Origin of the sequence: Allobosea sp. Tri-44 (assembly GCF_004123845.1) — a bacterium.
In the GTDB taxonomy this organism is placed as follows: Bacteria; Pseudomonadota; Alphaproteobacteria; order Rhizobiales; family Beijerinckiaceae; genus Allobosea.
This window is the reverse complement of record NZ_NBDP01000036.1, coordinates 134784-157618: the sequence shown is the minus strand read 5'-3', so window position 1 is coordinate 157618 and position 22835 is coordinate 134784. Positions and strand designations below refer to the sequence as shown.

The following is a 22835-nucleotide window of genomic DNA, read 5'->3' as shown; positions in this document are numbered from 1 at the left end:
CTCGCGGTCACGGCAAAAAGCCGCCTCGCGGCGGCTTTGCTGATCGGTCACATAAGACTACGCGCGAGCGGCGGATCGGTTCCGCCAAAGTTTCGGATCAGCGCAGGATGGTATTGCCCTTGAGGCTGGCCTCGCGCTGCGAGGTCGGCACGACCCGGTGGGCGAAGTCACGGCGCATCTCGGCCGGGTTGACCGCCGCGAACTGGACGTCGGCCGGAGCGCCACGCTGGATCTTAGCCTGGGCGACCGCTTCCGAGCTCTCGCCGAAGCCGTTCTGGATCGAAGCGCCCATGGTCAGCGCGGTCACGACCAAGGCCATGCCGCCGAAGAAGGTGGCAGCGCGCTTGAGGGGGGCAAGGCTGGCGGTGGTCATCTTCGCTCTCCCGTTCGTGTGACCGCCCTTCAAGGCGGGGACGGCTTCTCAACCCGTTCGGCGGGGACTTGTTCCGGTTTGCGTGGAATTCGCGGCGATCCGAATTCTTTTCAGGCTGACGGCTGATCGTTGGCGGCCTCGCGGCGGCGAAACAGCCGCCAGAGCGACCTGGTCAGACGCTTCGTGGTCAGATGCGCGCCAGCCTCGCGCTTCTCGAAGGTGATCTTGCGTTCGTGAAAATCCTCGAGGCCGGGCCGATGCCCGACGCTGATGATCGTCGCATAGGAGAGCTCGCTCTCGATCAGGCCGAGCAGCGAGTCCTGGCTGGCCTCGTCGAGCGCCGAAGTCGCCTCGTCCATGATGATGATGTCGGGCTTCTGGATCAGCAGCCGCGCGAAGGCGACACGCTGGCGCTCGCCGCCGGACAAGGTCTGGTCCCAACGCTCCTCTTCGTCGAGTCGTTGGCCGAGCGAGGCGAGGCCGCAGCGTTTCAGCGCATCCCTGACTGCCTCGTCGTCGACGCGGCTCTCAGCTTCCGGATAGAGCATCACGTCGCGCAGCGTGCCGATCGGCAGATAGGGCTTCTGCGGCACGAAGGCGATGCGCTTGCCGGGCGGCAGCCTGATCGAACCGGAGCCCCAGGGCCAGAGGCCGGCGATCGCCCGAATCAACGTGCTCTTGCCCGTCCCGCTCTCGCCGGCGATCAGCACCTTCTCGCCGGCCGCAATCACCACGGACGCATCGGCGATGACGATCCGTCCGTTGCTGTGAGCGATCGAAAGATCGGCGATGTGGATCGCGCCGTCCTCGCTCTCGCCCAGTTCGATCCGGGTCTCGCCGTCCATGATCGTGCCGACATCCAGCGCCTCCAGCGTCTCCGCCAGCTCGTCGACGCGGGTCACCGAGGCGAACCACTCCGCCAGCCGGACGAAATTGTCGACAAACCAGATCAACGCGGCCTGCACGGCGCTGAAGGCGGCGACGACCTGGATGACCGCGCCGAGCGTGATCTCGCCCGACAGGTATTTTGGCGCGATCAGCAGCAACGGCACGATCGGGAACAGCGCGCCATTGGTGTTGAGCACGATGGCGATGACCGCCTGCTGCCGGATCACCTTCAGCCAGGCGGCGACGATGCGGCCATAGTTCTCTCCGACCGAATCGCGCTCGTCGGCATCGCCCTTGATCAGGGCGATGCTCTCGGCGTTCTCGCGCAGTCGCGTCATCTCGGCGCGGAACTGCGCCTCGGCCTCATTCTTGGCGGCGATGCGCGGCACCAGAGGCCGACCGGCGAAATAGGCCGCGAGCGAGGCGATGACCGCATAGATAATCGCGGCGATCGCCATATAGCTGGGGATCACGATCTCAGACCCACCGATCGTGAAGTGCGCCGCGCCGGCGACCTGCCAGAGGATCGCGGCGAAGGTCACCGCGGTGACGAAGGCGCTGAGCAACCCGATCGCGAACTCGACCAGAGGCTCGATGGCGAGACGGACATCCTCGGCGATGCGGTATTCCGGCGCGCTCTGGTCGGGCGCGACGAACTGCATCCGGTAATAGCGCTGGTCGGCGATCCACCAGCCGGCGAGGCGATATGTCAGCCATTCGCGCCAGCGCATCTGCAGCAGCATCCGGCTGATCACGAGGCAAGACAACGACGCTGCCGACGCCGCAACGATCAGCGGCAGCCAGCCGACCGCCGTCCAGACCTTGTCGAGGTCGCGCTTCTCCAGTGCGTCGAAGAATAGCCGGTTCCAGGCGTTGACACCGACCGCCGCGCCAAGCTGGGTAGCGACGAACAGCAGGACTGCGAGGGTGAGCACCCAGGCGCGCAGCCGGCTCTTCCCGGTCCAGAAGTGCCGTGCCACGCGAAAGAACTGGCGCAGGCGCGAGCGCCGCAACCCGGAGGCGGGTGTTTTCATGCGATGGCCTCCAGAGCATTCTGCCGTGAGACGAAGGAGCGCGATTGCTAAGCAGCGGCTTTCGCGCCAAACAGAAAACGCAAGCGTTCGCCGTGAGTTCCGGGCGGGCGAGGGAGCCCGGCGTGATCGTCGCATCGAGCAATCATCGCAATCACCGCAGCCCGTCCTGCCTTGCCTGTCCGCTGCGGCTGAAGCCGGCCTTCAAGGACAAGTCCGACGAGGAAATCCGCTTCATCCAGACAATGAAGCTCGACCACCGGCAATTGCCGGCCGGCGCCGACATCATCCATCCCGGCCAGGAGGATGCCGAGCTCTACACGCTCTTCTCGGGTTGGGCCTTCCGCTACAAATCGCTGCCGGATGGGCGCCGGCAGATCCTCAACTTCCTCCTGCCAGGCGATCTCGTCGGGCTTCAGGCTTCGCTGCTGAGCGCCGCCCAGCACGGCATCGAGGCGCTGACCGACGTCGAGCTCTGCGTCTTCCCGCGCCGACGCACCTATGAATTCTTCGGGCGGATGCCGGCACTGGCCTATGAGCTCGCCTGGCTCGGATCGCGTGAGGAGAGCCTGATCGACGAGAACCTGACCTCGGTCGGCCAACGCAGCGCCCAAGAGCGGATCGCGGCACTGGTGATCTCGCTCTATCGAAGGGCCGAGGCGCTTGGTCTGGTCGCCGAGAAGAGCTTCGCCTTCCCGCTGACGCAGCAGCAGCTCGCCGATGCGCTCGGCCTGTCGCTGGTCCACACCAGCAAGACCTGGGCCCGGCTGCGCAAGGCCGGGATGTTCTCGCTCGAACGTGGCCGGCTCACTGTCCATAACCCGCGGCTGACGGAACGCATGGCGCTGCTCTTCGACAGCGAATTGCAGCCGCGCCCGCTATTCTGAGCGCCTCGCTCCGCGACGCTTGAGAAATCGCTGGCTTCGGCCTGCTCTTGACCCCATATGACAGCGGCGTAACGTCACGGCATTGTCATGTCGCTTCGGCGCGGGCCATTTCCGTCGCCAAACTGAGGTTCTGGATGGCCCATTCCGCTTCCGGTCAGCGCCTGCGCACCACCCGCCTCGGACGCTCGTCCGTCGCCGCGCGGCTGGAGCACGAGGTGCGTTTGACCGCCGCCGATCTCGTCGACAGCGTCGCCGAGGCGAGATTGCGGGTCGCTGCGGCGCGCTACAAGGTCGAGGACGAGGTCCGCAACACCGCCGACAAGTTCAAATCGCGCGTCCGCAAGGCGGCCGACGAGGCCAAGGCGCGTTTTAGCGACGATGCCCGCTTCCTCAAATCCTGGATCGATTCGCCCGGCCGCACCGGCGCCGTCGCACCCTCGAGCCCGTTCCTGGCCAGGCGCATGGCGTCCTATGTCGACCCGTTGGCCGAGGGGCCGGTGGTCGAGATCGGCCCCGGCACCGGCCCGGTCACCGAGGCGCTGATCGCGCGCGGCATCGACGAGTCCAGGTTGATCCTGGTCGAGTACAGCCCGGAATTCTGCGAGCTGCTGCGCCGCCGTTTCCCGCAGGCTACCGTCATCGAGGGCGATGCCTATGCGCTGTCGGCGACGCTCGCCGGGCATCTGACCGAAAAAGCGAGCGCAGTAGTGTCCTCGCTACCGCTGTTCAACAAGCCGCCGGCCGAACGGACGGAGCTGGTGCAGGACGCTTTCACCAATGTGCTCAAGCCCGGCGCACCTTTCATCCAGTTCACCTACGCGGTGATCTCGCCGGTGCCGCGCAAGGGCTCCCATCTCAAGGCGCAGGTCTCCGACTGGGTGCTGCGCAACATCCCGCCGGCGCGCGTCTGGGTCTATCGCCGCGCCAAGCCGTGACAGCGCGGGGTTGACGGAAGCCCTGCATCGCTTCGACATCGCGCGATGAAAAATCCGGGGCGCTCGCTCCGGCCGCGCAGTCGGAGTGACCATGCCCAAAATCCTCGTCTTCGCCGGCTCCTGGCGGCCGGGCTCGATGAATGCCCGGCTCGCGACCCTGATCGCCGGGAATCTCGCAGATGCGGGCGCTGAGGTGACGCAGATTTCGCTCGGCGACTATCCGCTGCCGCTGATCGACGCGCGCGCCTATGACAACGACCCGCCCGGCGAGGCAAAGGCGCTGGCAGCCCTGGTCGACGCCCATGACGGGCTTTTCATCGCCAGCCCCGAATATAATTCCGGCTACCCGCCGGCGCTGAAGAACGCACTCGACTGGATCAGCATCGTCCGTTCCGGCGGGCCAGGCTTGCGCGAGAAGGTCGTCGCCATCGGCGGCGCCTCGGCCGGCAATCTCGGTACCTATCGCTGCCTGACGCAGCTACGCACCGTGCTCGAGCTCGGCTTCGGCGCACTGCTGGTGCCGGAAATGCTGGCGGTCAACGGCGCCGACAAGGCCTATGGCGAAGACGGCGACTTCACCGACAAGCGGCTGCGCGGCATGCGTGACAAGATGGTGGCGCGGCTGGTGAAGGTGGCGGCGCTCAATCCTTGAGCCCGGCTACTCGATCTCGCAGCGCCCGCTTGCCGGCGACAGGCGCCAGAGCCCGTCGTCGGGCTTGGCTGGAATACTGACTGCATCGTCAGCGATCTCCTCGGCATCATAGGGGTTCGGATTGGCGGTGATGCCGGCATTGCGGATGTCGAGCGCCCCGTTCGGTCCGCGTTCGATCCGCCAGCTGCCGGCCTCCCATTCGGGCACGCAGCGCAGGCTCTGCCCGGCTGCCCGGCAGAAGCCGCTGAGCTGATAGTCGAAGTTTTGCCCTGCGTTCACGCGCTCGCGCAGGTTGATGTAGAGCATGACGTAGAGGCTGCCGCCTTCGCCCGGTTGCCAGTTCCGGGGGCTGTGCAGCAGCCGAATTCGCGTGACCTTCTGCCGGGGATGGCTGGCGAGATGAGCGGCATCGTAGCTGCGCTCCCAGCAGGCGTTTCCCTTAGGTGGCAATTCGCGCTCAACGGCCGAGCGTGCGCTGGAGCTGCCAATACAACCATCAGGGCGACGAAGGGCAGGCGCATCATGACCCTCCTTGCCGGGCTGCCGCAGCGTGAGGCACAGACCGCGGCCGATCAAGCGGGCTTGCGGGAACCGGGGACGGAATCGCAAGGCGGCTGGCCTTCGCTGCGCGAATCCGGCACATCCGGGCCATGTCGTCGCCCCGCGAATCAGAAGCCCGCGCGATCCTGAAGTCGGTCTTCGGCTATGATGATTTCCGCCCCGGGCAATGGGAGGTGATCGAGGCTGCGCTCGCCGGCCGCGATGTCTTCGCGGTGATGCCGACCGGCTCGGGCAAATCGATGTGCTACCAGCTGCCGGCTCTGGTCGCCGGCGGGTTGACGCTGGTGGTCTCGCCGCTGATCGCCCTGATGCGCGACCAGGTCGGCCAGCTGGTGCGCGCCGGCGTCTCCGCCGCCTCGCTCAACTCGATGAACAGCGAAGCTGAGGCGAGCGAAGCATGGACGAAGCTCAACGCCGGCGAGCTCAGACTGCTCTTCGTCTCGCCCGAGCGGCTGGCAGGAGAGGGGCTGGTCGCCCGCCTGCGCCGCCTGGGCGTAACTCGCCTCGCCATCGACGAGGCGCATTGCGTCTCGCAATGGGGCCACGACTTCCGCCCGGAGTACCGGCTGCTCTCGAAGGTGCGCGAGGCGCTCGGCGACGTCCCGGTGACGGCACTGACGGCGACGGCCGACCGCCAGACGCGCGACGACATCGCCCAGCAACTGTTCCCGGCGCCGCCGCATCTCGTCATCCATTCCTTCGACCGGCCTAACCTGAAGCTCGCCTTCGCGCCGAAGGAGCAGCCGCGCCGGCAGATCGACGATTTCCTGAAGGTCCATCGCGGCGGCTCGGGCATCGTCTACTGCTCCTCGCGCGGGCGCACCGAGCGGTTGGCTGCAGGCCTGAGCGAGAAGGGCTGGAAGGCCTATGCCTATCATGCCGGGCTGGAGCAGGCGGAGCGCAACCGCAACCAGGACATCTTCCTGCAGGAGGACGGCGTCGTCGTCTGCGCCACTATCGCCTTCGGCATGGGCATCAACAAGCCGGATGTCCGCTTCGTCGTCCATGCCGACATGCCAGGCTCGATCGAGAGCTACTACCAGGAGATCGGCCGTGCCGGCCGCGACGGCCTGCCCGCGGATACGCTGACCCTCTACGGCGTCGACGACATGGCGTTGCGCCGCCGCCAGATCGACGAGAAGCAGATCGACGAGGAACGCCGGCGCATCGAGCACAAGCGCCTCAATGCGATGATCGACCTGTGCGAATCGGCGCTCTGCCGGCGCTCGGCCCTGCTGTCCTATTTCGGCGAGGCCGTCACGCCCTGTCGGCATGGCGATGCGCCGTTCCGCTGCGACCTCTGCGGACCCGCTACTCCCGAACTCACCGATGCCACGCTCGACGCGCGCAAGCTGCTCTCGGCCGTCATCCGGTCGGGCCAGCGCTTCGGCGCCGGCCACCTCGCCGACATCCTGACCGGCACGACTACCGATACGATCCGCCGCCAGAACCATGACGGGTTGAAGACCTTCGGCGTCGGCACAGACAAGTCCAAGGGCGCCTGGATGGCGCTGACGCGAAAGCTCTTCGCCGCCGGTGCGCTTGCCGAGGCCAGCGTCGAGCATGGCGGCTTCTGCCTGACGGCGAAGGGCGAGGACATCCTGTTCGGCCGCGAGCCGATCGCGCTGCGCGTCGACCCGCTTGCCGAACGGCGCTCGCGCCGCGGCCAGCGCGAGGCGGCACGCGCCGACGGACTCGACGGCGACATCGCCGCCCTGTTCGAGCACCTGCGCCAACTCAGGCTGAGCATCGCCCGCGAGGAAGGCGTCGCCGCCTACATCATCTTCACCGACCGGACGCTCATTGCGATGGCGCGCGAGCGCCCGCTCGGCCTCGAAGAGATGCGGGCTATCGAAGGCGTCGGCGAACGCAAGCTCGCCCAGTACGGCGAGGTTTTCCTGGATGCGATCGCGACATTCTCTGGCTAAATCCGCCACTCTCGCGTACGCGTGCGTGCGCATGTGAAAAAGCCATCCTGAGCGCTTATATTCGGTAAACGAATCAAGCTGATCGCGGGCGCCACGCTCGCCCGCCGAAGGACCCCCTGCATGACAGACGTCACCAACGGCGCCGAAGACTACGGCGCCGACTCGATCAAGGTGCTCAAAGGCCTCGATGCGGTCCGCAAGCGCCCCGGCATGTATATCGGCGACACCGATGACGGCTCGGGCCTGCACCACATGGTCTACGAGGTGGTCGACAACGCCATCGACGAGGCGCTCGCCGGCCATGCCGACCTCGTCACGGTGACGCTGAACGCAGAGGGTTCGGTCACGGTGTCCGACAATGGCCGCGGCATCCCGACCGATATCCACACCGAAGAAGGCATCTCGGCGGCCGAGGTCATCATGACCCAGCTCCATGCCGGCGGTAAGTTCGACCAGAACTCCTACAAGGTCTCGGGCGGCCTGCACGGCGTCGGCGTCTCCGTCGTCAACGCCCTCTCGGTCTCGCTCAAGCTGCGGATCTGGCGCAGCGGCAACGAGCATTTCATGGAATTTCACCATGGCGACGCGGTCGCGCCACTGAAGATCGTCGGCCCGGCCGGCGACCGGCGCGGCACGGAGGTGACCTTCACCCCGTCGCAAGAAACCTTCACGATGATCGAATTCGACTACAAGACGCTCGAGCACCGGCTGCGCGAACTCGCCTTCCTGAATTCGGGCGTGCGCATCGTCCTGACCGATGCCCGCCATGCCGAGGTCGTGCGCGAAGAGCTGATGTACGACGGAGGCGTCGAGGCTTTCGTGCGCTATCTCGACCGCGCCAAGACGCCGATCATCTCCAAGCCGGTGATGCTCTCGAACGAAAAAGACGGCATCACCGTCGACGTCGCATTGTGGTGGAACGACAGCTACCACGAGAATGTGCTCTGCTTCACCAACAACATCCCGCAGCGCGATGGCGGCACCCATCTCGCCGGCTTCCGCGCGGCGCTGACACGGCAGGTCACCGGCTATGCCGAGACCTCCGGCATCTCGAAGAAGGAGAAGGTCTCGCTCACCGGCGACGATTGCCGCGAGGGCCTGACCGCGATCGTCTCGGTCAAGGTGCCCGATCCGAAGTTCTCCTCGCAGACCAAGGACAAGCTGGTCTCGTCGGAGGTTCGCCCGGTCGTCGAGAACGTCGTCAACCAGGCGCTCTCGACCTGGCTTGAGGAGCATCCGAACGAGGCCAAGACCATCGTCGGTAAGGTCGCCGAGGCCGCCGCCGCCCGCGAGGCCGCCCGCAAGGCGCGCGACCTCACCCGCCGCAAGGGCGCGCTCGACATCGCGTCTCTCCCAGGAAAGTTGGCTGATTGCCAGGAGAGAGACCCGGCCAAGTCCGAGCTCTTCATCGTCGAGGGCGACTCGGCCGGCGGCTCGGCCAAACAGGGCCGGGCCCGCGAATACCAGGCCGTCCTGCCGCTGCGCGGCAAGATCCTCAATGTCGAACGGGCACGCTTCGACAAGATGCTGTCCTCCGACCAGGTCGGGACGCTGATCACGGCGCTCGGCACTGGCATCGGCCGCGACGAGAAGGACTCCAGCGCCTTCAACGTCGAGAAGCTGCGCTACCACAAGATCATCATCATGACCGACGCGGACGTGGACGGCGCCCATATCCGGACCCTGCTGCTGACCTTCTTCTATCGGCAGATGCCGGAGCTGATCGACCGCGGGCATCTCTTCATCGCCCAGCCGCCGCTCTACAAGGCAGCGCGCGGCAAGTCGCAGACCTATCTCAAGGACGAGCGTGCGCTCGAGGACTACCTCGTCGAGAGCGCGCTCGACGGCGCGGTCTTCCGCACCGGCGACGGGGCGGAGCGCGGTGGCCCGGACCTGCGCGCCCTGATCGAGGAGGCGCGCGGCGTACGCAATACGCTGGCGCAACTGCATTCGCGCTATGATCGGCGCGTCGTGGAGCAGACCGCGATCGCCGGCGCCCTGCGTCCGCAGATCGATCAGAGCGAGGAACAGCTTGCCGAAGCCGCAGCCTATGTGGCGCGCCGTCTCGACGCCGTCTCGGACGAGATCGAGCGCGGCTGGGAGGGCAAGGTGGCCGATGGCGCCTTCATCTTCTCGCGGCTGGTGCGCGGCGTGAAGCAGGTCGCAGCGCTCGATGCCGGCCTGCTCGCCAGCTCGGAGGCGCGCAAGCTCGCCGCCGCCGCCGTCTCGCTTCGGGAAGCCTATGCCAAGCCGGGCGTGCTCAGCCGGAAGGGCGACGACCATCTCGTCAACGGCCCGAGCGACCTGTTCGACGCAGTCAACGCCATCGGCAAGAAGGGCGTTTCGCTGCAGCGCTACAAGGGCCTCGGCGAGATGAACCCCGACCAGCTCTGGGAAACCACCCTCGACCGCGACGTGCGCTCGCTGCTGCGCGTCAAGAACGACCAGAACGACGAGGCCGACGACCTCTTCGTCAAGCTGATGGGTGACGTCGTCGAGCCGCGCCGCGAATTCATCCAGACCAACGCGCTGAACGCGACGGTCGATACCTGAGACCGCGCCGCTTGTAGGGGCACCCTAAAGCCTGACTCTCTGGCCAGGTATCCGGACTCAAATGACGTAGATCATCGACTCAGGTCGTTGGGGCCGCTAGTGAGGCGGCGCGAGTATCGAGCAGATGTGGGAGCTGACTGGGCCGACCCGGGCGTGACCTGATCAGTTCGTGGCTTGAGCTCGCTGACGATGCCTCCCGGCATCGTCAGCGGTGTGTCTCACTGACATGAGGCCACGGTAGTTGCAGCTCAGACCGCCCTATTGATTGGAACGAGAATTGACCGAGCGGCCGTCACAATCGCCGGAACAGAGGAAACCGGCTCTGAAAAGGCAGGCGTCGGTTGCGCTCACCCAGGAGGGTGAACGCAATCATGCCCAACTGGCCGACGCCAGTAAGCAACGGGTGCGCGAACTACGCGCACACGCTCGAAAGCAGAAGCGTACCAAGAAGGCGCCGTGACAATCCGGATCCGGGCAGTTGGGATTCCGCATTGCTCGGGACTTACGTCTCAGGCCGCTGACCAAAGATTGTGTGTGAGCCCATCAAGGGCACGCAGAGCCTGCTCCCGATTGTAAATGTAGCCTCCAAGCTCTGAATACGGGGCGATCGGAGGCACGCCCAGCCGCTGCAGAGCGGCAACCGCGGTCATGGAGCCCTTTTTGCCGATGTGCTCCGAGGCTTCCGTAGCCAGGATGTAGGTTTTTTCAAACCGCTCGACTTCCTCAAGGGTGAAGACGACGGAAAGGCCGCGCTTTTCGCCTCGAAGGATGCCAGCTCTAACCAGATTGGCCATCAATTTTGAGACGATTCTGAGCCTCGCTCCTACATCCCGAGATAGGAGGACGGGGATTTCTGCGATTTTCGCCTGTCGATCTTCGTCCGCTTGCCGCTCGACTTCGTACTGGCGGACTGCCTCCACGAACTCGTCGCGGTTGAAAATGTAGGCCTTGATCTCGGGAGGGCCGAAGGCCGACTTCAGCCCGAGGCGCTTCGAGAACCAAACTGGGTTCATCCCAGGGTCTTTGGTGTTCGCCGCCAGCGCCTCAACGACGTCCCTTCCGCCTAGATATCGCTCACGGAAGGCGGCGAGTTGGGTCGCCGAAAAATAGAACTGGCCGCCCTGTCGGGCGGACGAGAGAAGTCCCTTCTTTTCCAGAAAGGTGATCGTGTCGCGATTGATGCCAACGAGTTCCGTGATCTGGGACGCAGTGATGTGCTCGTCGGGGTCGAACTCGAAGCGCGGCGGCTCCTCTACCACCACAGAGTTCAGGCGTTCGATCGCCTCCAACGCGGATTTCCGCTCGTACAAATACCCCGAGTAGTCCGGTGGACCAGCCACCAGCTTCTGCTCGCGGAGCAGGTTGATTGCCTTTTGGGCGGTACAGCCGAGGAGCTCTCCGGCTTCGACAGTGGTGAGGTAGCGGGCACGAAACTCGCTGACAGCTTCCTCGCTGAGGCGCCGCCCGCGACTGTTATCTTCACTCGGCAGAATACCGGCCGCTATGAGCTCCATCCCCAGGATGTAAGGAACCTGAAGCTGATTGAGGGCATGCTTTGGTGTCAGCCATCCGCCGGCGGAATACGACTCGGCCTTGGTTTCGGACTGGGACCATCCCCGAATTGCTTCCTCGGTTTCCTTACGGTGGTAGATGAAGCGCTTTGCGAAATCCCGGTCGCCGACGGCTTTGACACCTATGGTTCTCAGCAGCTGATCCGCCGATTGCCAGCCCAGCAGACCGAACTTCTCTGCAAGCTTGCTGGATGTCGTGTAGAGGTCGTTGAACTCATCGATGTCCTGTTTCGACACGGCATACCGGCGCCCCGTCTTTGTGAAAGGGAGGTAGCCAGCATCGCGGACCTCTTTCGCCGCGGCCGGCGTAAGCCCGATCTCAGCGCTGGCCTCGAGGAAGGTGCGCATATCCCCGCGATCTTTCTGCAACGCCGTCTTTATGTCGACGACGCGGACCTTCAAGCGAGCCAGGCCTTCGGCGGCCTCGTCGATGGCGCATACACAAAGATGCCCCCGCAGGATCAAGCCCACAACGCGAGTCAGACTCTTGGATGCGGCGAAGCTGGCCTCGATTAACGACAAAGATGGACTCACGCTCTCGTCTAGCGTGCCCGCCAGCTTGGCAATGAAGCCGTCGATTGTTTCCGGCGAAATCCGCCACTGGTGCGCGCCGGAGGTGGCTTCGAACCGGGGGTTTTCCGAGGTGATTCCGTCCAAGTGCCCCGCGTCCAGCAATCGCCGCATGGCGTAAACATCAACGCGCAACCGAGCCGCGGTCTCTTCGAGATTCAGCCAAGCGTCCTTCTCGTGCCGGAGAATCTCAACAGTCTGCTCTGATAAAGTGATTGGCGCTCCCTTCCAGCGCCTCCGCGGCTCGATAAACCCTTTTTCGACAGCCACACGTCGAACCCAGTCGACATTTGTCCCGATCATCTGCGCCGCCTTGGAGAGACTGATCCCGGAGGCTTCCACTGGCACGATGCGAATGGCCCTGCCGATACCAGCGGCTGCCATATCCCGTTCGATGGCCTTGGTCAGGTGGCGCTTTAGTGCGCCGTCGGGAAGTCCGAACGCCCACGTGTCGAAACCACCGTAAGCCTTCTGCTTGCCGGAGCCCCGGACCGTATGAGCCCCCTCCCTCAACCCCGCAACGAGCTTGGGAGCAGCGATACCGAGATCCTCCACGACCGACAGCCCAATGCCGCACGACTGGCTGGACGCTCCTCGGCTATCGCCGTGCTGCTTTACGAAGCTACGTTCTGTTGCTGCGTAGCCGATCACCTCCATGGTCTCGATCGCCCAGTGCAGAGGCATGTCGTCGAGAGCGGGCACATTGATGCGCGGTCCCCCGCCCAGCCGCCCGACGATATACGCTGACGACCGAACCTCTTGAGCGTCGGCCGGAACGCATTCGAAACGGCTGATGTCATGATTATTCGGGCATCGATCGATCGACCCGCGACCCGGATCGAATGGCTCGGAGCACTGCGGGCAGCGGGAGATCAGCCGGCAATAGTGGACCGGACAAGCCGTGACCGCGGTCACGTCCCACCAGGTCCGGTGCCACGCCCGGGGCAGCCGGCGCTTATAGGGTTCGACTGCCCTCTTGTCCTCGGCGTAGCACGCCGGACAAGCACGCCGGATGCCAAGCGAGGCCCACTGCGTACCGCGTCTGAGCGTTTCTCCGCGAAGGGTGACGATGTCGCGATCATCAGTGGCCGTGTCATGCGCGAGGCTGACCGTATCCGAGCGGCCGACGTGCGCGATCGTCTCCAGAGACGACCGCATATGCAGGCGATATGATTCCAGACCGAGGTTTGTCGCCAGAGTCGCAACGCGCTTGACGCCGTTGGCTTGAGCCACACGCATCAAATGGGCGTATGCAGGTTCCCCATCCTGACGAGCGGGATAAACGGCAACGTAGTTGATCCTCATGCTCACAATCCCATCGGCCAGTCAGTGTTCGGTAGCGCGTGGTGCGCCAGATTCGAGTCGATGCCATCGATCCAGAGCCGCCTCGGCATCAGACCGACGGAAAATGGCTTGCCGAGCGAGCTCGACAGGCAAGATCGGACTGAGGCCGACCTTTTTGAGTTGCTTTGTCGCGGCGCTTGCCGAGCCGAAGCCGCCCTTGGCTGCGAGGCTTTGCGACGTCACGTGGTCGTCGACGAATTTCTGGAGGGTGTCCCGCCGCACGAGAAGGCTGTTTCGATGGCGGGTTGTGTCGAGTAGGTTGTGATCTCGCAAAGCCCGAGCGGTCTCGCCCTTGATGCCAATCTGGTCCGCCGCAACCGTGATCGGCACGTATTCATCGGATAGCTGCTTGCCGATTGCCTTCGAGAGTTCGGAGCGGTCGATCAGAAAAGCCTGAAGCCCTGGCGCGCTGCCGTCGTAGCCTCTGATAGACAGCCGCCCCGACAGGACGAGTTCGACGGCCTTGCTCGTAGCAAATCGCACCGTCGCAGCGGCTTTTGGCAGAGCGGTGAGATTTTCTCCGCTCAGTTCGATCCTTGCCGCGAGGTCGTCAATCAGCCTGCGAACCGATTGGACGGAAAAGAGCGCGATGTTGAATTTGAGCTCACGGCGCTGCTCAGCCGGGAGGATCGGGTCGACAAGGCCAGCATCGACGATGGCCCTGGCGGCTGCAGACGACACTCCAAGCGCGATTTCGAGCTCGGTGGCATTGAAGCACTCGGAGACCATGTCCTTGAACTGATCCACGAACGCTCGGGAGATCCGTGCACTCTCCCCCTGGCGAAGCCTCGCGCTCGGGAGAACGCCCTGCGCCTCACAGAAACGACGGAAGCGCTCAGTGCCCATGCCGCATTCCGCCGCCGCTTCAGCCAGCGGAACATATTTCGAGGTCGCCATCACCACGCCGGCGACGTTGGTATTGGCTTTGAAGGTGACCTGGTCCGAAGCCTGCGCGTGCTCCACAATTCCAGCACGCAACGCATGGGCGACCGCAGATTGCGGCTCGTCCATCACCCACTCGTAGAATTCGCCATAAGCCTTCAGCAAGCCCCATCGCCAGGGGCGCTGCCCGGACAGAGCAACGAGTCCGTCTAGGATCACCGGCAGCCGCTCAGACAGTCCCTGCATGGCATTGAAGCCTGCAGAGAGGATCGCACCGGACGAAGCGTTTGAAGCCTCCTCGGCAAACCGCTCTATCCCCATGGCGGCTCGTCCCACGGCCTCCATCGTCGTGATCGCGCGACCCAGTTCGAGGTCATCGAGAAGTGCAGAGGCTACCCGGTCCGCGAAGCCGAGCCTGCCCATGATATACCGAGCTCCGAGCGTCTCGCCTTCCGGAACCGCTTCACAGATGAACCGCGCTATGTCGTGCCCCAGCGGGCATCGGCCGACCGAGGCGTTCTCATAGGACAGAGCTTCGCCACATGCTTCACAGGCGTCGATGAGTCGCGCTGAATGCTCCAAGCATACATCGATGGCTCTTAGGTCCCAGAAGGTCCGGCGCCACGCTCTCGGAAAGCGCCGGCGAAACTGCTCAGGCGTCGCCACGTCCTGACGAACGCATCCCGGGCAAACCTTGCAATGTGAAGCGATGCTCCACTGCCTTCTGAACAGTCGCTCGCCGCGCAGCTCAACGCTGTCAGGAGCGGTTTTCGCTGTGTCGAACGACAAGGCAGCGATATCCTGGCCCGCCAGTTCCGCAACGCATTCTAGGCCTTTGCCCTGGATGATCTCGAATGACCGGAAGCCAAAGACGTAACCGCAGTCGGTTAGCGTCTTCAGGCCGTTCGTCGCCCCTATCCTCGCGCAATAAGCGTAGGCCGGTTCACCCGAATGACGAATCGGGCGAACCGGGAGGGTTGCGAGCCTCACTCTCTATCCTCGACCGAAGGACGCTGGTTCCCCCGCAGGAGCGTTCGATCATAGTCCTCAAGGGACTTTTTCTTCTTTTTCAGCTTCGACAGGTCGGCCACACGGAAAGGATTGGACTTCACGTCGCAGAGCCCGATCGCCTCCGCAGCCGCAGCCAAGTCCTGCACGGTCATTGACCGGCCGGCCATCCAGGGACCGACCCCAGCAAGCTTGAAGAGATCGGCAACGCGGCCGACCTCTCCGTCGGTCGCATGAATCATCCGCTCCGGATAGTCACCGAGGTGGAGATCAAGCTTCTCCGCGAAGCCTAGCTTCTTTTCGAAGTTCTGCAGCAGAATCGCCATATGCTGACGACGAGCATTGTCGAGGCGGCGAACCTCGATTATCGGAGTGCGCCGGCGCAGTTCGTTGTATTCCTCAACGAACTTAGCTGCTTTGACCCCTGCCAAAACCAGAGAGACCGGCCACTCCTTGTCGGCTAGCATCTCCTTGAACTTCATGGCGATCTGGAGCCGCTCATGACTCTTGGGTTTGAGAACACGTTATTGATCTCATCTATGATCACGACCACGACGCCCTGCGCCATGATCTGCGACCGGACGACGTCCCAAACATCTTCGGGGTCGAGGCGGAGCCCTTTCGTGATTACGGCGTCGCCTTCACCGGCGTCTTCGGCCAGTGCCACTCCAACACCCATGCGACGAAGCATGCGCACGCCCAGCTTTCGCAGATCGCAGGCCGCAGGGATTTCCACCTTCAGCAGGGGTCTCAGCGGGCCATCTTCGGTCTCGATCTGTTCAAGACTCTTATGCCGGCTAAGGCGCCTCAAGATGTGAGTCTTGCCAGCTCCGGTGGGGCCGTCGACTGCGAATGCCTTGCCCTCATCTTCCTCGCCGAGCCCCGCGATGATCTGATCGAAACAATCACGCGCTTGGGCCCAAGTCCCGGTTGGAACTTCGATCATGCGCATACGGCGAAACCACTCGGTGGCTCGTTCGCGAGGGCTCGACTCGTGCCTACCCCTGACCAGCGCTGCGATCTGAGCGTGACGACCGCCCTTCTTGGCTCGCTCCTCGAAATCCGGAGCCTTGGAATAAGCATCGTCCGGGTTGATTTTGACAGCCACGTTCATCTGGAATCCCCCTCAATCGTCTTCCGACATCATGAAATTTGAGACATCGTCGTAGTCCGCCACCACGGGATGGAGCGGCGCAGCCCTGTCTGCAGGCTTTCCAATCAGCGCCGCTGCAGGAGGCGGCAGCTTCCCAGCCGAGTTGAGATGCTCTTCGGTCAACGCCACCGCTTCGCGCATTTCGCGCTCGCGGCGTTTGATGTCCTCGCTAATCGCCGTGGTCTCCCGCAGCGTCTCCTCGCGATGAGCCTCGGGATCGCGCTCCTCCAGCGGGACGCCCCCGGCCTCGCTGACCGGCTTCAGGGGGACCATCTCGATGACCTCGAGGTCCTCCGGAATATCGTCAAATTGCACGGGGGCGCCGGGCACAACGGCGACCGAGAAGTTCACGGTCTCGACGTCTGCAAGGATCGCTTCGTAGTCCTTCTTCGACTGCCGGCGGAGAAGCTTGTGACGCTGGCGGTCCTCGGCGGACATCGTGCCTGCCAAGGCAGTGAGCTCTTCTTCGATACGAACTCGGGTCTCGTGCAGAGTTTCCCAGGCGACGCGCTGGCCGGCTGCTGTTTTCGCGCGAGCGATCGCAACGACTTCCTTCCAGACTGCCAGGTTGATGTGCTGGACCTCGGCGGCCTTGACGCAGGGGATCGGCACCCACTCCTTGCCCGTCTCATTCAGCACCAGGATCACGGTCAGATCGAGAGGATCGATTTTGACCAGGTACTGCCGACCGAGATGTCCGCCGCGGCGCTTCAGCTGGATGAGGTCCGGCGAGCTGTAGATCAGCCCCATGAACTCGATGCCGCGCCGCTGGATTGTCCTTGGGACGACGAGCCCGATCAGAGAATCGAGGTCCGATGCCTTCGGCGGGACACGCACCCCGAAGCCCGACAGGTCTTCCCACGCCTGGAGCGGCGTTTTTCCGAGCAATCCCGCATGCGGACGGTTGTGATAGATGTCCACGACCCAGATCTTGAAGAGCTCTTCGAGCTTCTCCTGGGACATGATCGCCAGCCCCTTGGAATCGTAGTCGCCCTTTTTCACGACGTTGTTGAACGTGCGGCCCGGCATCGGGACGACGAAATCGGAGCTGACCTCGCGGAAAAACCGCTCGACCCGGCCCTTCAGCCAAGGCTTGCGCCGGGGCGTATATCGCAGCTCCATCAGCAACTGCCCGGCGGCAGCACGCATAGAATGCGAGTGGAACTCTTTGGCGTTATCTAGGACCAGAACTTCTGGCACGCCGAGGACCGGCCAATCGGTCTTGAGATCCGCGCCCTCCAGGTCCTTGGGCTGCACACCCATCCGGAGCAGGTCCATGATCGCAGACCAATCCGGCTTGTCGCGGGAGAATGCCCAACCGAAAATCATGCGGGTGGCGCGGCAAATGCCGAGGGTGAGCCACACCCGCTCGGTCCGGCGCTCTTTGAGCGGAGCGTTCCGGTTGGCCTCGCCCGGTGAAATCACCAGGACATCGATAAGCGTCGAGTCGATTTCGACCACTTCGAGCGGCCGGATCGCGGTCGGGCCTGGCTTCGCGAGCTTGAAGCGGTGGTCGGCAACGCGCTTGCCCTCACGAGCGAGCGTGATTTCGTACGGCGTGAGATACTCCTTGATCCAGCGCCGGACTGCCATTTCGCTGGGCCGCGGCAGGACCTCGAAGGATGGATCGGCTTGCTTGAGCTCGTTGTTCTTCTTGATCAGTTCCGCGCAGATCAGCTGATAGACCATGCGTAGCGGAAGACGCTCCAGGGTCATGTAGCGGCTGCGCACGACGTCGGCGATGATCCGCACGACGATCTCATCCATCCGCGGAGTGCTGACGCCCTTCTTCTCGTGCAGTGGCACAAGGGCTCCCAGGGCGTAGCCAGCCTTGCGCCAACGTGTGTACCAGGCTCGGAGGGTCGACGCGCCCACCGTCTCCTTCCCGACCTCCGAGCGACGGATACCAAGACGATCAGCCTGCCGCTTCTGCCGCATGTGGGCAGCAACAAGTGCCGCCTTCTCGTAGCCTTCACCTTTTCCCGGGCGCATGGCCCAACCGGGCTTTCCGCGGAACCGCTTGAATAGCCGATGGGTGATCTCGACGAAGTCCAGCCGCCGAAGCGCCTCCTCCTGCCACTGGCGAGGGATGGTCTCGAAGGTGCGGGCGATCATCTCATCGATGCCCTTGGGGAGTCCGGCTCCCAGGGCTTTCCGGAGGATCTCAATCTCGTGCTTGAAGTAGGCGTCGACGAGCTCGCCGTTGGAAAGGGTGCGCGTCGTGAACGTCCCGCTGAGACGGAGAGCGACCTCGTTGCGGGATCGGTGCAGGACTTCCCACCAGTCAGCGCCAACGCGAATGGCGTCACCGGTGTGGAGGTTGAAAGAGGGCGCATTCATCCGGCAGCTCCTTTCGGGGAGTCGCTTGCGCGGAAGGCGGAAACGATGGCGTTGTCGTCGAGGGGCGCGTCGGGCGTGCACAGGATGAATTCGCCGCGCGCGATAAGCCGGGCGATGCCCCACCACGCGAAGTTGGTTCGGGCTTCCCCATCCAGCGCGTATCGCAGCTGAGCGACCGTCGCCCGGTCACCGAAGTGGAAGATCGCATTCCGAAGACGGATCAGGAGCTCGTCGGAAGAGAATGCGGTGTCGGAAGACGACAGAATCTCAGCATTCGCCAGCCGGACGCCGGCATTGAGTTCCCGGTCGGTCCAAAGCTCGAAATTGTAGCCCTGCTTCCCGAGCTCGAAGCGCGCGAACGCAAACTCTTCAAGTAAGCCCTTCTTCTGGACACGCGACCACGGTTTCACCTCGACGATCGTGACCGTCCCGTCGTCGGCAATGTACTCGAAGTCGAAGGTGGAACACCGCGTGCGGTAGGAACCGTCACGCCATTCCTTGGCCTTCGGCTGGTCGGTGTATTCGACGATATGCTTGTCCGCCTCCATGAGCCGGATCATCCGTTGCTCAAGCAGGCTCTCGTACTGGATCAGCCGCCCGTTCTTCCGTGACGGAAAATAGCCCGTGAAGTTGTCACGCGAGCCGGTGACGACGTTCCGACTTGCTTTCGACGGGTCGACAGCCGTCGCTCTTGTTAGTACTTCCATGTCTACCCCCCGAAAACCCATAAGTTTTCGATCTGATTCACGCTGATCGCGTGCAGATTTCTGGTGGCCGCAATTGAGAAATTGCAGATTATTCCTAGAACGTTTTGTTCTAAGAGGCACGATACAATACAAATTACGCTAGGTAATGTGCGCTCGCTCGCCGCTCTTGTGCATACAGGCGTACGACAGCGATTCTGACTCAATCATTAATTGAGTGAACGCTCCAAGCACCACTATCTGGACTTGATCGCGTATCCTTAAAGCAATCCTTCAATCCGGAAGTTGGCGCATGGCTTGGAGCTTCCGATCATGCGGCGACGGAACTCTGCCTCCCGGACCGGCACCGCGGCTCAGCCAACTGGCTCTTGATCGTCCGGATCAGAGCCGCACGGATGGAGCGCGAGCTCCGCTGGCTTTCCCAAGCGATACCAACGGCTCAGTGTGCGCGCGATCGTCCGGTCCTTGCTAACCCACAGCACGGGACTGGTCATGATCAACCGATCGCCAAGGATGGGGTGCCCGATCGATCGCCCCCAGAAGACCGTCTGATTGGTTTGTGGATCGACGCCGATCACCCAGCCCTCGAGGGTTACCGCGCTGCTGAGATCCGCTCCCGAGGGAAGCCAGCCTTTTTCTAGTCGCCGTAGGTCTGCAGACGCCGCTGTGATTTTTTCTACCAGTTCACGCACGAGCCGATCCTCCGGTGTCGCTAGGCCAGCAGCCGCGATGGCCTCCTGTGTTGAGGAGGCGCAGCATTTTCTCAGGAGAGGAAATTCGAAGGGCGCTAGCGCGCGAGACGAGCTGAGATTGCGTTGGCCGCCCCCCGGAGCCGCTCGAAGTCTGCGCGCCGTTGAACCACCGTCGCGAGGGCGCGGAGAGCCTGTTGAGGCTCCACACCAAGCGTCGCAGCAAGATCGTGGGTGGCCTTCAGTAGAAGCGCCTCGACTTCGGGCACCGACGCGGGCTGTCGGTCATGATGGGGAACTTGGTCGAGATGCGTCATGCGGACCTCGCAAATTCTGACGAATTGATTGCTTCAGGCTCGTGCCTGCCGCGGAGGAGCGCTTCGACCTCCGCTGCTGAGAGATAGCCCTGCCGGTCGAGCGCCTGGGCTAACGCCAATAGAGTTTCCCGATTGGGCGCCAAGGCCTCGGCCGCTCGTGCCTCAGCCTCCTTCAGCTGCAAGTTGACCGCGAGGTGCACCGACGGGGCGTAAACCAGGTCCTTGACGTCACCCAGATACGCTCCCCCGGAGTGCCCGAGGCCGCACTGCGTTTCGATCAGCAGCGCGAGGCCGGTCGCACGACCGATGTCAGAGTCGCGGCTCATCCCAGCCCCGGCGCCGGCATCACCGAGAATCAACTGCTCCGCGGCCCGCCCGGCCAACAGCACGGCAATCTCCCGCTGGAGACGGTCGTACGTCGCCGATCCGGAAAGATCGCTCTCGAACTCGACGAATCCACCGGCCGGGTGGATCGAGATCCCACCCACTTTTCCGGCCTGAAGTTCGCGAGCGGCCAAAGCATGGCCAGCCTCGTGGATCGCGATGCGCCACCGAGAGTCTGGAGGAAGAGCGGGGATGTCCCCGTCTCTGGCAGCGACCAGATCCTCCAACGTGAGCGCGCGACGGCCCCGCCTCGCAGCCCCCTTCGCACGGCGAACCATAGCCTCGACATCCGCGCCGGTAGCTCCGCGCGATGCCAGCGACACAGGAATGAGGTCAGCCTCCTTCAACAGCTCGGGGCCTAGGTGAAACCGGAATATCTCCGCAAGTGCACGCGTATCAGGCTTTTCGATCTGGATCTCTCGATCGAGCCGACCAGCTCGCTTTACCGCGGGGTCGATACGGTCGGAATGGTTGGTCGCGGCAATCACGACGACGCCAGCTCGCTCCTCTATGCCGGCGAGTTGCTCCAGCAACAGGTTCACGATCTGCGTCCAGTACTCGATGTAGTCGCCGCGGATCTTCGATCGGTCCGAGATCCCGTCCATCTCATCGATGAAGAGAATACACGGCGCCTGACGACGGGCTCGCGAGAAGGCGTCACGGATGGCCTGGAGTGTGCCGGAAAGGTACGAGGCCGAATTCCATTCCGCGACTGAAGTCGATACCAGCGGAACCTGAGCAGTCTTTGCGAGGGCACGAGCGAACTGCGTCTTGCCCGTTCCCGGAGGGCCCGAAAGCAAGAGCCCCTTGTGATCGACGTCAGCCCAGCTGAGGCGGCCGGCTTTGAACTCCGTCAAGTCATCGGCCAGTTGGAGCCCCCATTCCTTCGCAGCGCCGTAGCCTGCAAGCTCTGCCAGCGACGGGCCCTCGAAGAGGTATTCACCCCTCTTTCTCACGACGTCCTCGATGGCGGAGAGGCAGTCGTCACCACGACGACCAAACCGGAAAGCCAAAGGAAGATCGTCGATGTCGATAAGGCGCAGTAGGTCGGGATCTATCGCACGCGTTGGTGCAAATCCCGACACTGCCTCGACCACCAGAGCGATGGCAGCCTGATCGAGCGATGGCAGGGCAAGTCTGAACTCTGCCGTCCTTGTCAGCGCTTGAGGCAGGTGCCGCAAAGGGTCCGGCGCGATGCCCATAATGGGAATGCGATGCTGAAGCGCCGCGGCGACCTCGCGATTGCCTTTATCCCGGCGATCGGCTTTCGCAGTGCCGTCACGCACCACCAGAATCCCGCGCGTCTGAGGCCCAACCGACGCCGTCGAATCAATCTCCAAAACTCGCGAGTTCGAGGGAAGCACGCACAGCTGCGCGACCTCCTTGGCCATCTCGACGAGACTGGGACTATGGGTGGTCACGACCACGACTGGAGCGTCACGGCGAATGCAGCGTGCCAATCCAGGCTCCCCTTCAATCGCCCGCGCCATCAAGATCGCGACGGCCGCCAGATCTGGCCGGAGAGGCGAGATGGCGAAATCGCGGGCGTCGTCCTCGAGGTCGTCGATCAGGCGCTCCAAAGCCGCATCGGAATATTCACCGCGAAGCATTGCCTTGCTCCTCGCTCCCGCCTCCCGGGCGAGGATTTCGAGGTAAGCGCGCGCCAGCAGATCAGAACGAGCTGGAGTGCGCTTGATTGCTCCCGAGAGGGATTTTCTACGCTGCATGATGACTCCCTTGGGGCGTCAGCCGGTCGAAGATTGTTTGGATGCAATTCGCCGAGCGGGTTCGGCACGCCGCCGCCGCAGAGCCGCTGCGGTGGGCGCCCGATCCCTCAGTGTTGGTTGGCTAACTGCACAAGGAGCCGTGGTTCGCAGGAGAGGTCGTCAAACTCCTCATCCAACAAGGCAGTCAGATACTCATCGCCAAGTTGCGGAATTGCAGTACGTATCCGCACTGCCAACCGGTGAGCTCTGGCTCGACCGGCATCGCGCCGACGTCGCCCCAGCGCGGTATGCGGAGATAGTCGATAGGCCAAGCGGAAGCGCCTCTGGGTGGCCATGAA

At 63.6% G+C, this 22835-nt stretch carries 16 protein-coding genes; 5 read left to right on the top strand and 11 right to left on the bottom strand.

Features of this window, described 5'->3' with window-relative positions; genetic code table 11:
* Window positions 1-97: 97 nt before the first annotated feature.
* The gene (locus B6S44_RS22090; protein ID WP_129159040.1) at window positions 98-373 is read right to left on the bottom strand and encodes a hypothetical protein; all 276 of its coding nucleotides are present in this window, start codon (window positions 371-373) and stop codon (window positions 98-100) included.
* Window positions 374-483: 110 nt separating this feature from the next.
* Complete coding sequence (locus B6S44_RS22085; RefSeq protein WP_164985919.1) at window positions 484-2295, bottom strand: ABC transporter ATP-binding protein/permease; 1812 nt, start codon at window positions 2293-2295, stop codon at window positions 484-486.
* A 122-nt stretch (window positions 2296-2417) separates the two neighbouring features.
* On the opposite strand from B6S44_RS22085, the gene B6S44_RS22080 reads away from it, so the two are divergent.
* The 3 genes from B6S44_RS22080 (at window position 2418) to B6S44_RS22070 (ending at window position 4766) form a co-directional block, all read left to right on the top strand.
* On the top strand, window positions 2418-3179 hold the full coding sequence (locus B6S44_RS22080) for a Crp/Fnr family transcriptional regulator (RefSeq protein ID WP_248309703.1): 762 nt from the start codon (window positions 2418-2420) through the stop codon (window positions 3177-3179).
* Between the two features lie 134 nt (window positions 3180-3313).
* Window positions 3314-4114, top strand: a complete 801-nt coding sequence (locus B6S44_RS22075) for a class I SAM-dependent methyltransferase (RefSeq protein ID WP_129159038.1) — start codon at window positions 3314-3316, stop codon at window positions 4112-4114.
* A 91-nt stretch (window positions 4115-4205) separates the two neighbouring features.
* Window positions 4206-4766 (top strand): NADPH-dependent FMN reductase, encoded by a 561-nt coding sequence (locus B6S44_RS22070; RefSeq protein WP_129159037.1) that lies wholly within the window; start codon window positions 4206-4208, stop codon window positions 4764-4766.
* A 6-nt stretch (window positions 4767-4772) separates the two neighbouring features.
* Here the strand turns inward: B6S44_RS22070 and B6S44_RS22065 are convergent, their stop codons facing one another.
* Window positions 4773-5216 (bottom strand): hypothetical protein, encoded by a 444-nt coding sequence (locus B6S44_RS22065; protein ID WP_129159036.1) that lies wholly within the window; start codon window positions 5214-5216, stop codon window positions 4773-4775.
* Window positions 5217-5416: 200 nt separating this feature from the next.
* On the opposite strand from B6S44_RS22065, the gene recQ reads away from it, so the two are divergent.
* Window positions 5417-7255 carry a DNA helicase RecQ gene (gene recQ, locus B6S44_RS22060; RefSeq protein ID WP_129159035.1) on the top strand — a complete coding sequence of 613 codons (1839 nt, stop codon included), beginning with the start codon at window positions 5417-5419 and terminating at the stop codon, window positions 7253-7255.
* A gap of 120 nt (window positions 7256-7375) precedes the next feature.
* The gene (gene gyrB / locus B6S44_RS22055; RefSeq protein ID WP_129159034.1) at window positions 7376-9808 is read left to right on the top strand and encodes a DNA topoisomerase (ATP-hydrolyzing) subunit B; all 2433 of its coding nucleotides are present in this window, start codon (window positions 7376-7378) and stop codon (window positions 9806-9808) included.
* A gap of 509 nt (window positions 9809-10317) precedes the next feature.
* On the opposite strand, the gene B6S44_RS22050 is transcribed toward gyrB, so the two are convergent.
* The 8 genes from B6S44_RS22050 to B6S44_RS22015 all read right to left on the bottom strand — a co-directional run bounded on the left by B6S44_RS22050 (window position 10318) and on the right by B6S44_RS22015 (window position 22497).
* Complete coding sequence (locus tag B6S44_RS22050) at window positions 10318-13254, bottom strand: TniQ family protein (RefSeq protein WP_129159033.1); 2937 nt, start codon at window positions 13252-13254, stop codon at window positions 10318-10320.
* A 21-nt stretch (window positions 13255-13275) separates the two neighbouring features.
* Entirely contained in the window at window positions 13276-15165 is a 1890-nt protein-coding gene (locus B6S44_RS22045) for a TniQ family protein (RefSeq protein ID WP_129159032.1), read from the bottom strand.
* Window positions 15162-15665 carry a hypothetical protein gene (locus B6S44_RS22040; RefSeq protein ID WP_129159031.1) on the bottom strand — a complete coding sequence of 168 codons (504 nt, stop codon included), beginning with the start codon at window positions 15663-15665 and terminating at the stop codon, window positions 15162-15164. The genes B6S44_RS22045 and B6S44_RS22040 overlap by 4 nt, the downstream gene beginning before the upstream one ends.
* The gene (locus B6S44_RS22035) at window positions 15662-16297 is read right to left on the bottom strand and encodes an AAA family ATPase (RefSeq protein ID WP_129159030.1); all 636 of its coding nucleotides are present in this window, start codon (window positions 16295-16297) and stop codon (window positions 15662-15664) included. Before B6S44_RS22035 ends, B6S44_RS22040 begins: the two co-directional genes overlap by 4 nt.
* A 12-nt stretch (window positions 16298-16309) precedes the next feature.
* Window positions 16310-18676 (bottom strand): Mu transposase C-terminal domain-containing protein, encoded by a 2367-nt coding sequence (locus B6S44_RS22030; RefSeq protein WP_129159029.1) that lies wholly within the window; start codon window positions 18674-18676, stop codon window positions 16310-16312.
* On the bottom strand, window positions 18673-19383 hold the full coding sequence (locus B6S44_RS22025) for a hypothetical protein (protein WP_129159028.1): 711 nt from the start codon (window positions 19381-19383) through the stop codon (window positions 18673-18675). The genes B6S44_RS22030 and B6S44_RS22025 overlap by 4 nt, the downstream gene beginning before the upstream one ends.
* Window positions 19384-19733: 350 nt before the next feature.
* Window positions 19734-20072: a DUF6634 family protein gene (locus tag B6S44_RS22020; protein ID WP_206735217.1), complete on the bottom strand. Its 339-nt coding sequence runs from the start codon at window positions 20070-20072 to the stop codon at window positions 19734-19736.
* 310 nt (window positions 20073-20382) lie between these two features.
* Window positions 20383-22497 (bottom strand): AAA family ATPase, encoded by a 2115-nt coding sequence (locus tag B6S44_RS22015; protein WP_129159027.1) that lies wholly within the window; start codon window positions 22495-22497, stop codon window positions 20383-20385.
* Window positions 22498-22835: the final 338 nt, after the last annotated feature.

What these genes read in the sequence shown, in the direction of transcription:
- gyrB (WP_129159034.1), top strand. Translation starts at nt 7,376, where the DNA reads ATGACAGACGTCACCAACGGCGCCGAAGACTACGGCGCCGACTCGATC.
- B6S44_RS22040 (WP_129159031.1), bottom strand. Translation starts at nt 15,665, where the DNA reads ATGAAGTTCAAGGAGATGCTAGCCGACAAGGAGTGGCCGGTCTCTCTG.
- B6S44_RS22030 (WP_129159029.1), bottom strand. Translation starts at nt 18,676, where the DNA reads ATGAATGCGCCCTCTTTCAACCTCCACACCGGTGACGCCATTCGCGTT.
- B6S44_RS22075 (WP_129159038.1), top strand. Translation starts at nt 3,314, where the DNA reads ATGGCCCATTCCGCTTCCGGTCAGCGCCTGCGCACCACCCGCCTCGGA.
- B6S44_RS22025 (WP_129159028.1), bottom strand. Translation starts at nt 19,383, where the DNA reads ATGGAAGTACTAACAAGAGCGACGGCTGTCGACCCGTCGAAAGCAAGT.
- B6S44_RS22035 (WP_129159030.1), bottom strand. Translation starts at nt 16,297, where the DNA reads ATGAACGTGGCTGTCAAAATCAACCCGGACGATGCTTATTCCAAGGCT.
- B6S44_RS22070 (WP_129159037.1), top strand. Translation starts at nt 4,206, where the DNA reads ATGCCCAAAATCCTCGTCTTCGCCGGCTCCTGGCGGCCGGGCTCGATG.
- B6S44_RS22050 (WP_129159033.1), bottom strand. Translation starts at nt 13,254, where the DNA reads ATGAGGATCAACTACGTTGCCGTTTATCCCGCTCGTCAGGATGGGGAA.
- B6S44_RS22085 (WP_164985919.1), bottom strand. Translation starts at nt 2,295, where the DNA reads ATGAAAACACCCGCCTCCGGGTTGCGGCGCTCGCGCCTGCGCCAGTTC.
- recQ (WP_129159035.1), top strand. Translation starts at nt 5,417, where the DNA reads ATGTCGTCGCCCCGCGAATCAGAAGCCCGCGCGATCCTGAAGTCGGTC.
- B6S44_RS22090 (WP_129159040.1), bottom strand. Translation starts at nt 373, where the DNA reads ATGACCACCGCCAGCCTTGCCCCCCTCAAGCGCGCTGCCACCTTCTTC.
- B6S44_RS22015 (WP_129159027.1), bottom strand. Translation starts at nt 22,497, where the DNA reads ATGCAGCGTAGAAAATCCCTCTCGGGAGCAATCAAGCGCACTCCAGCT.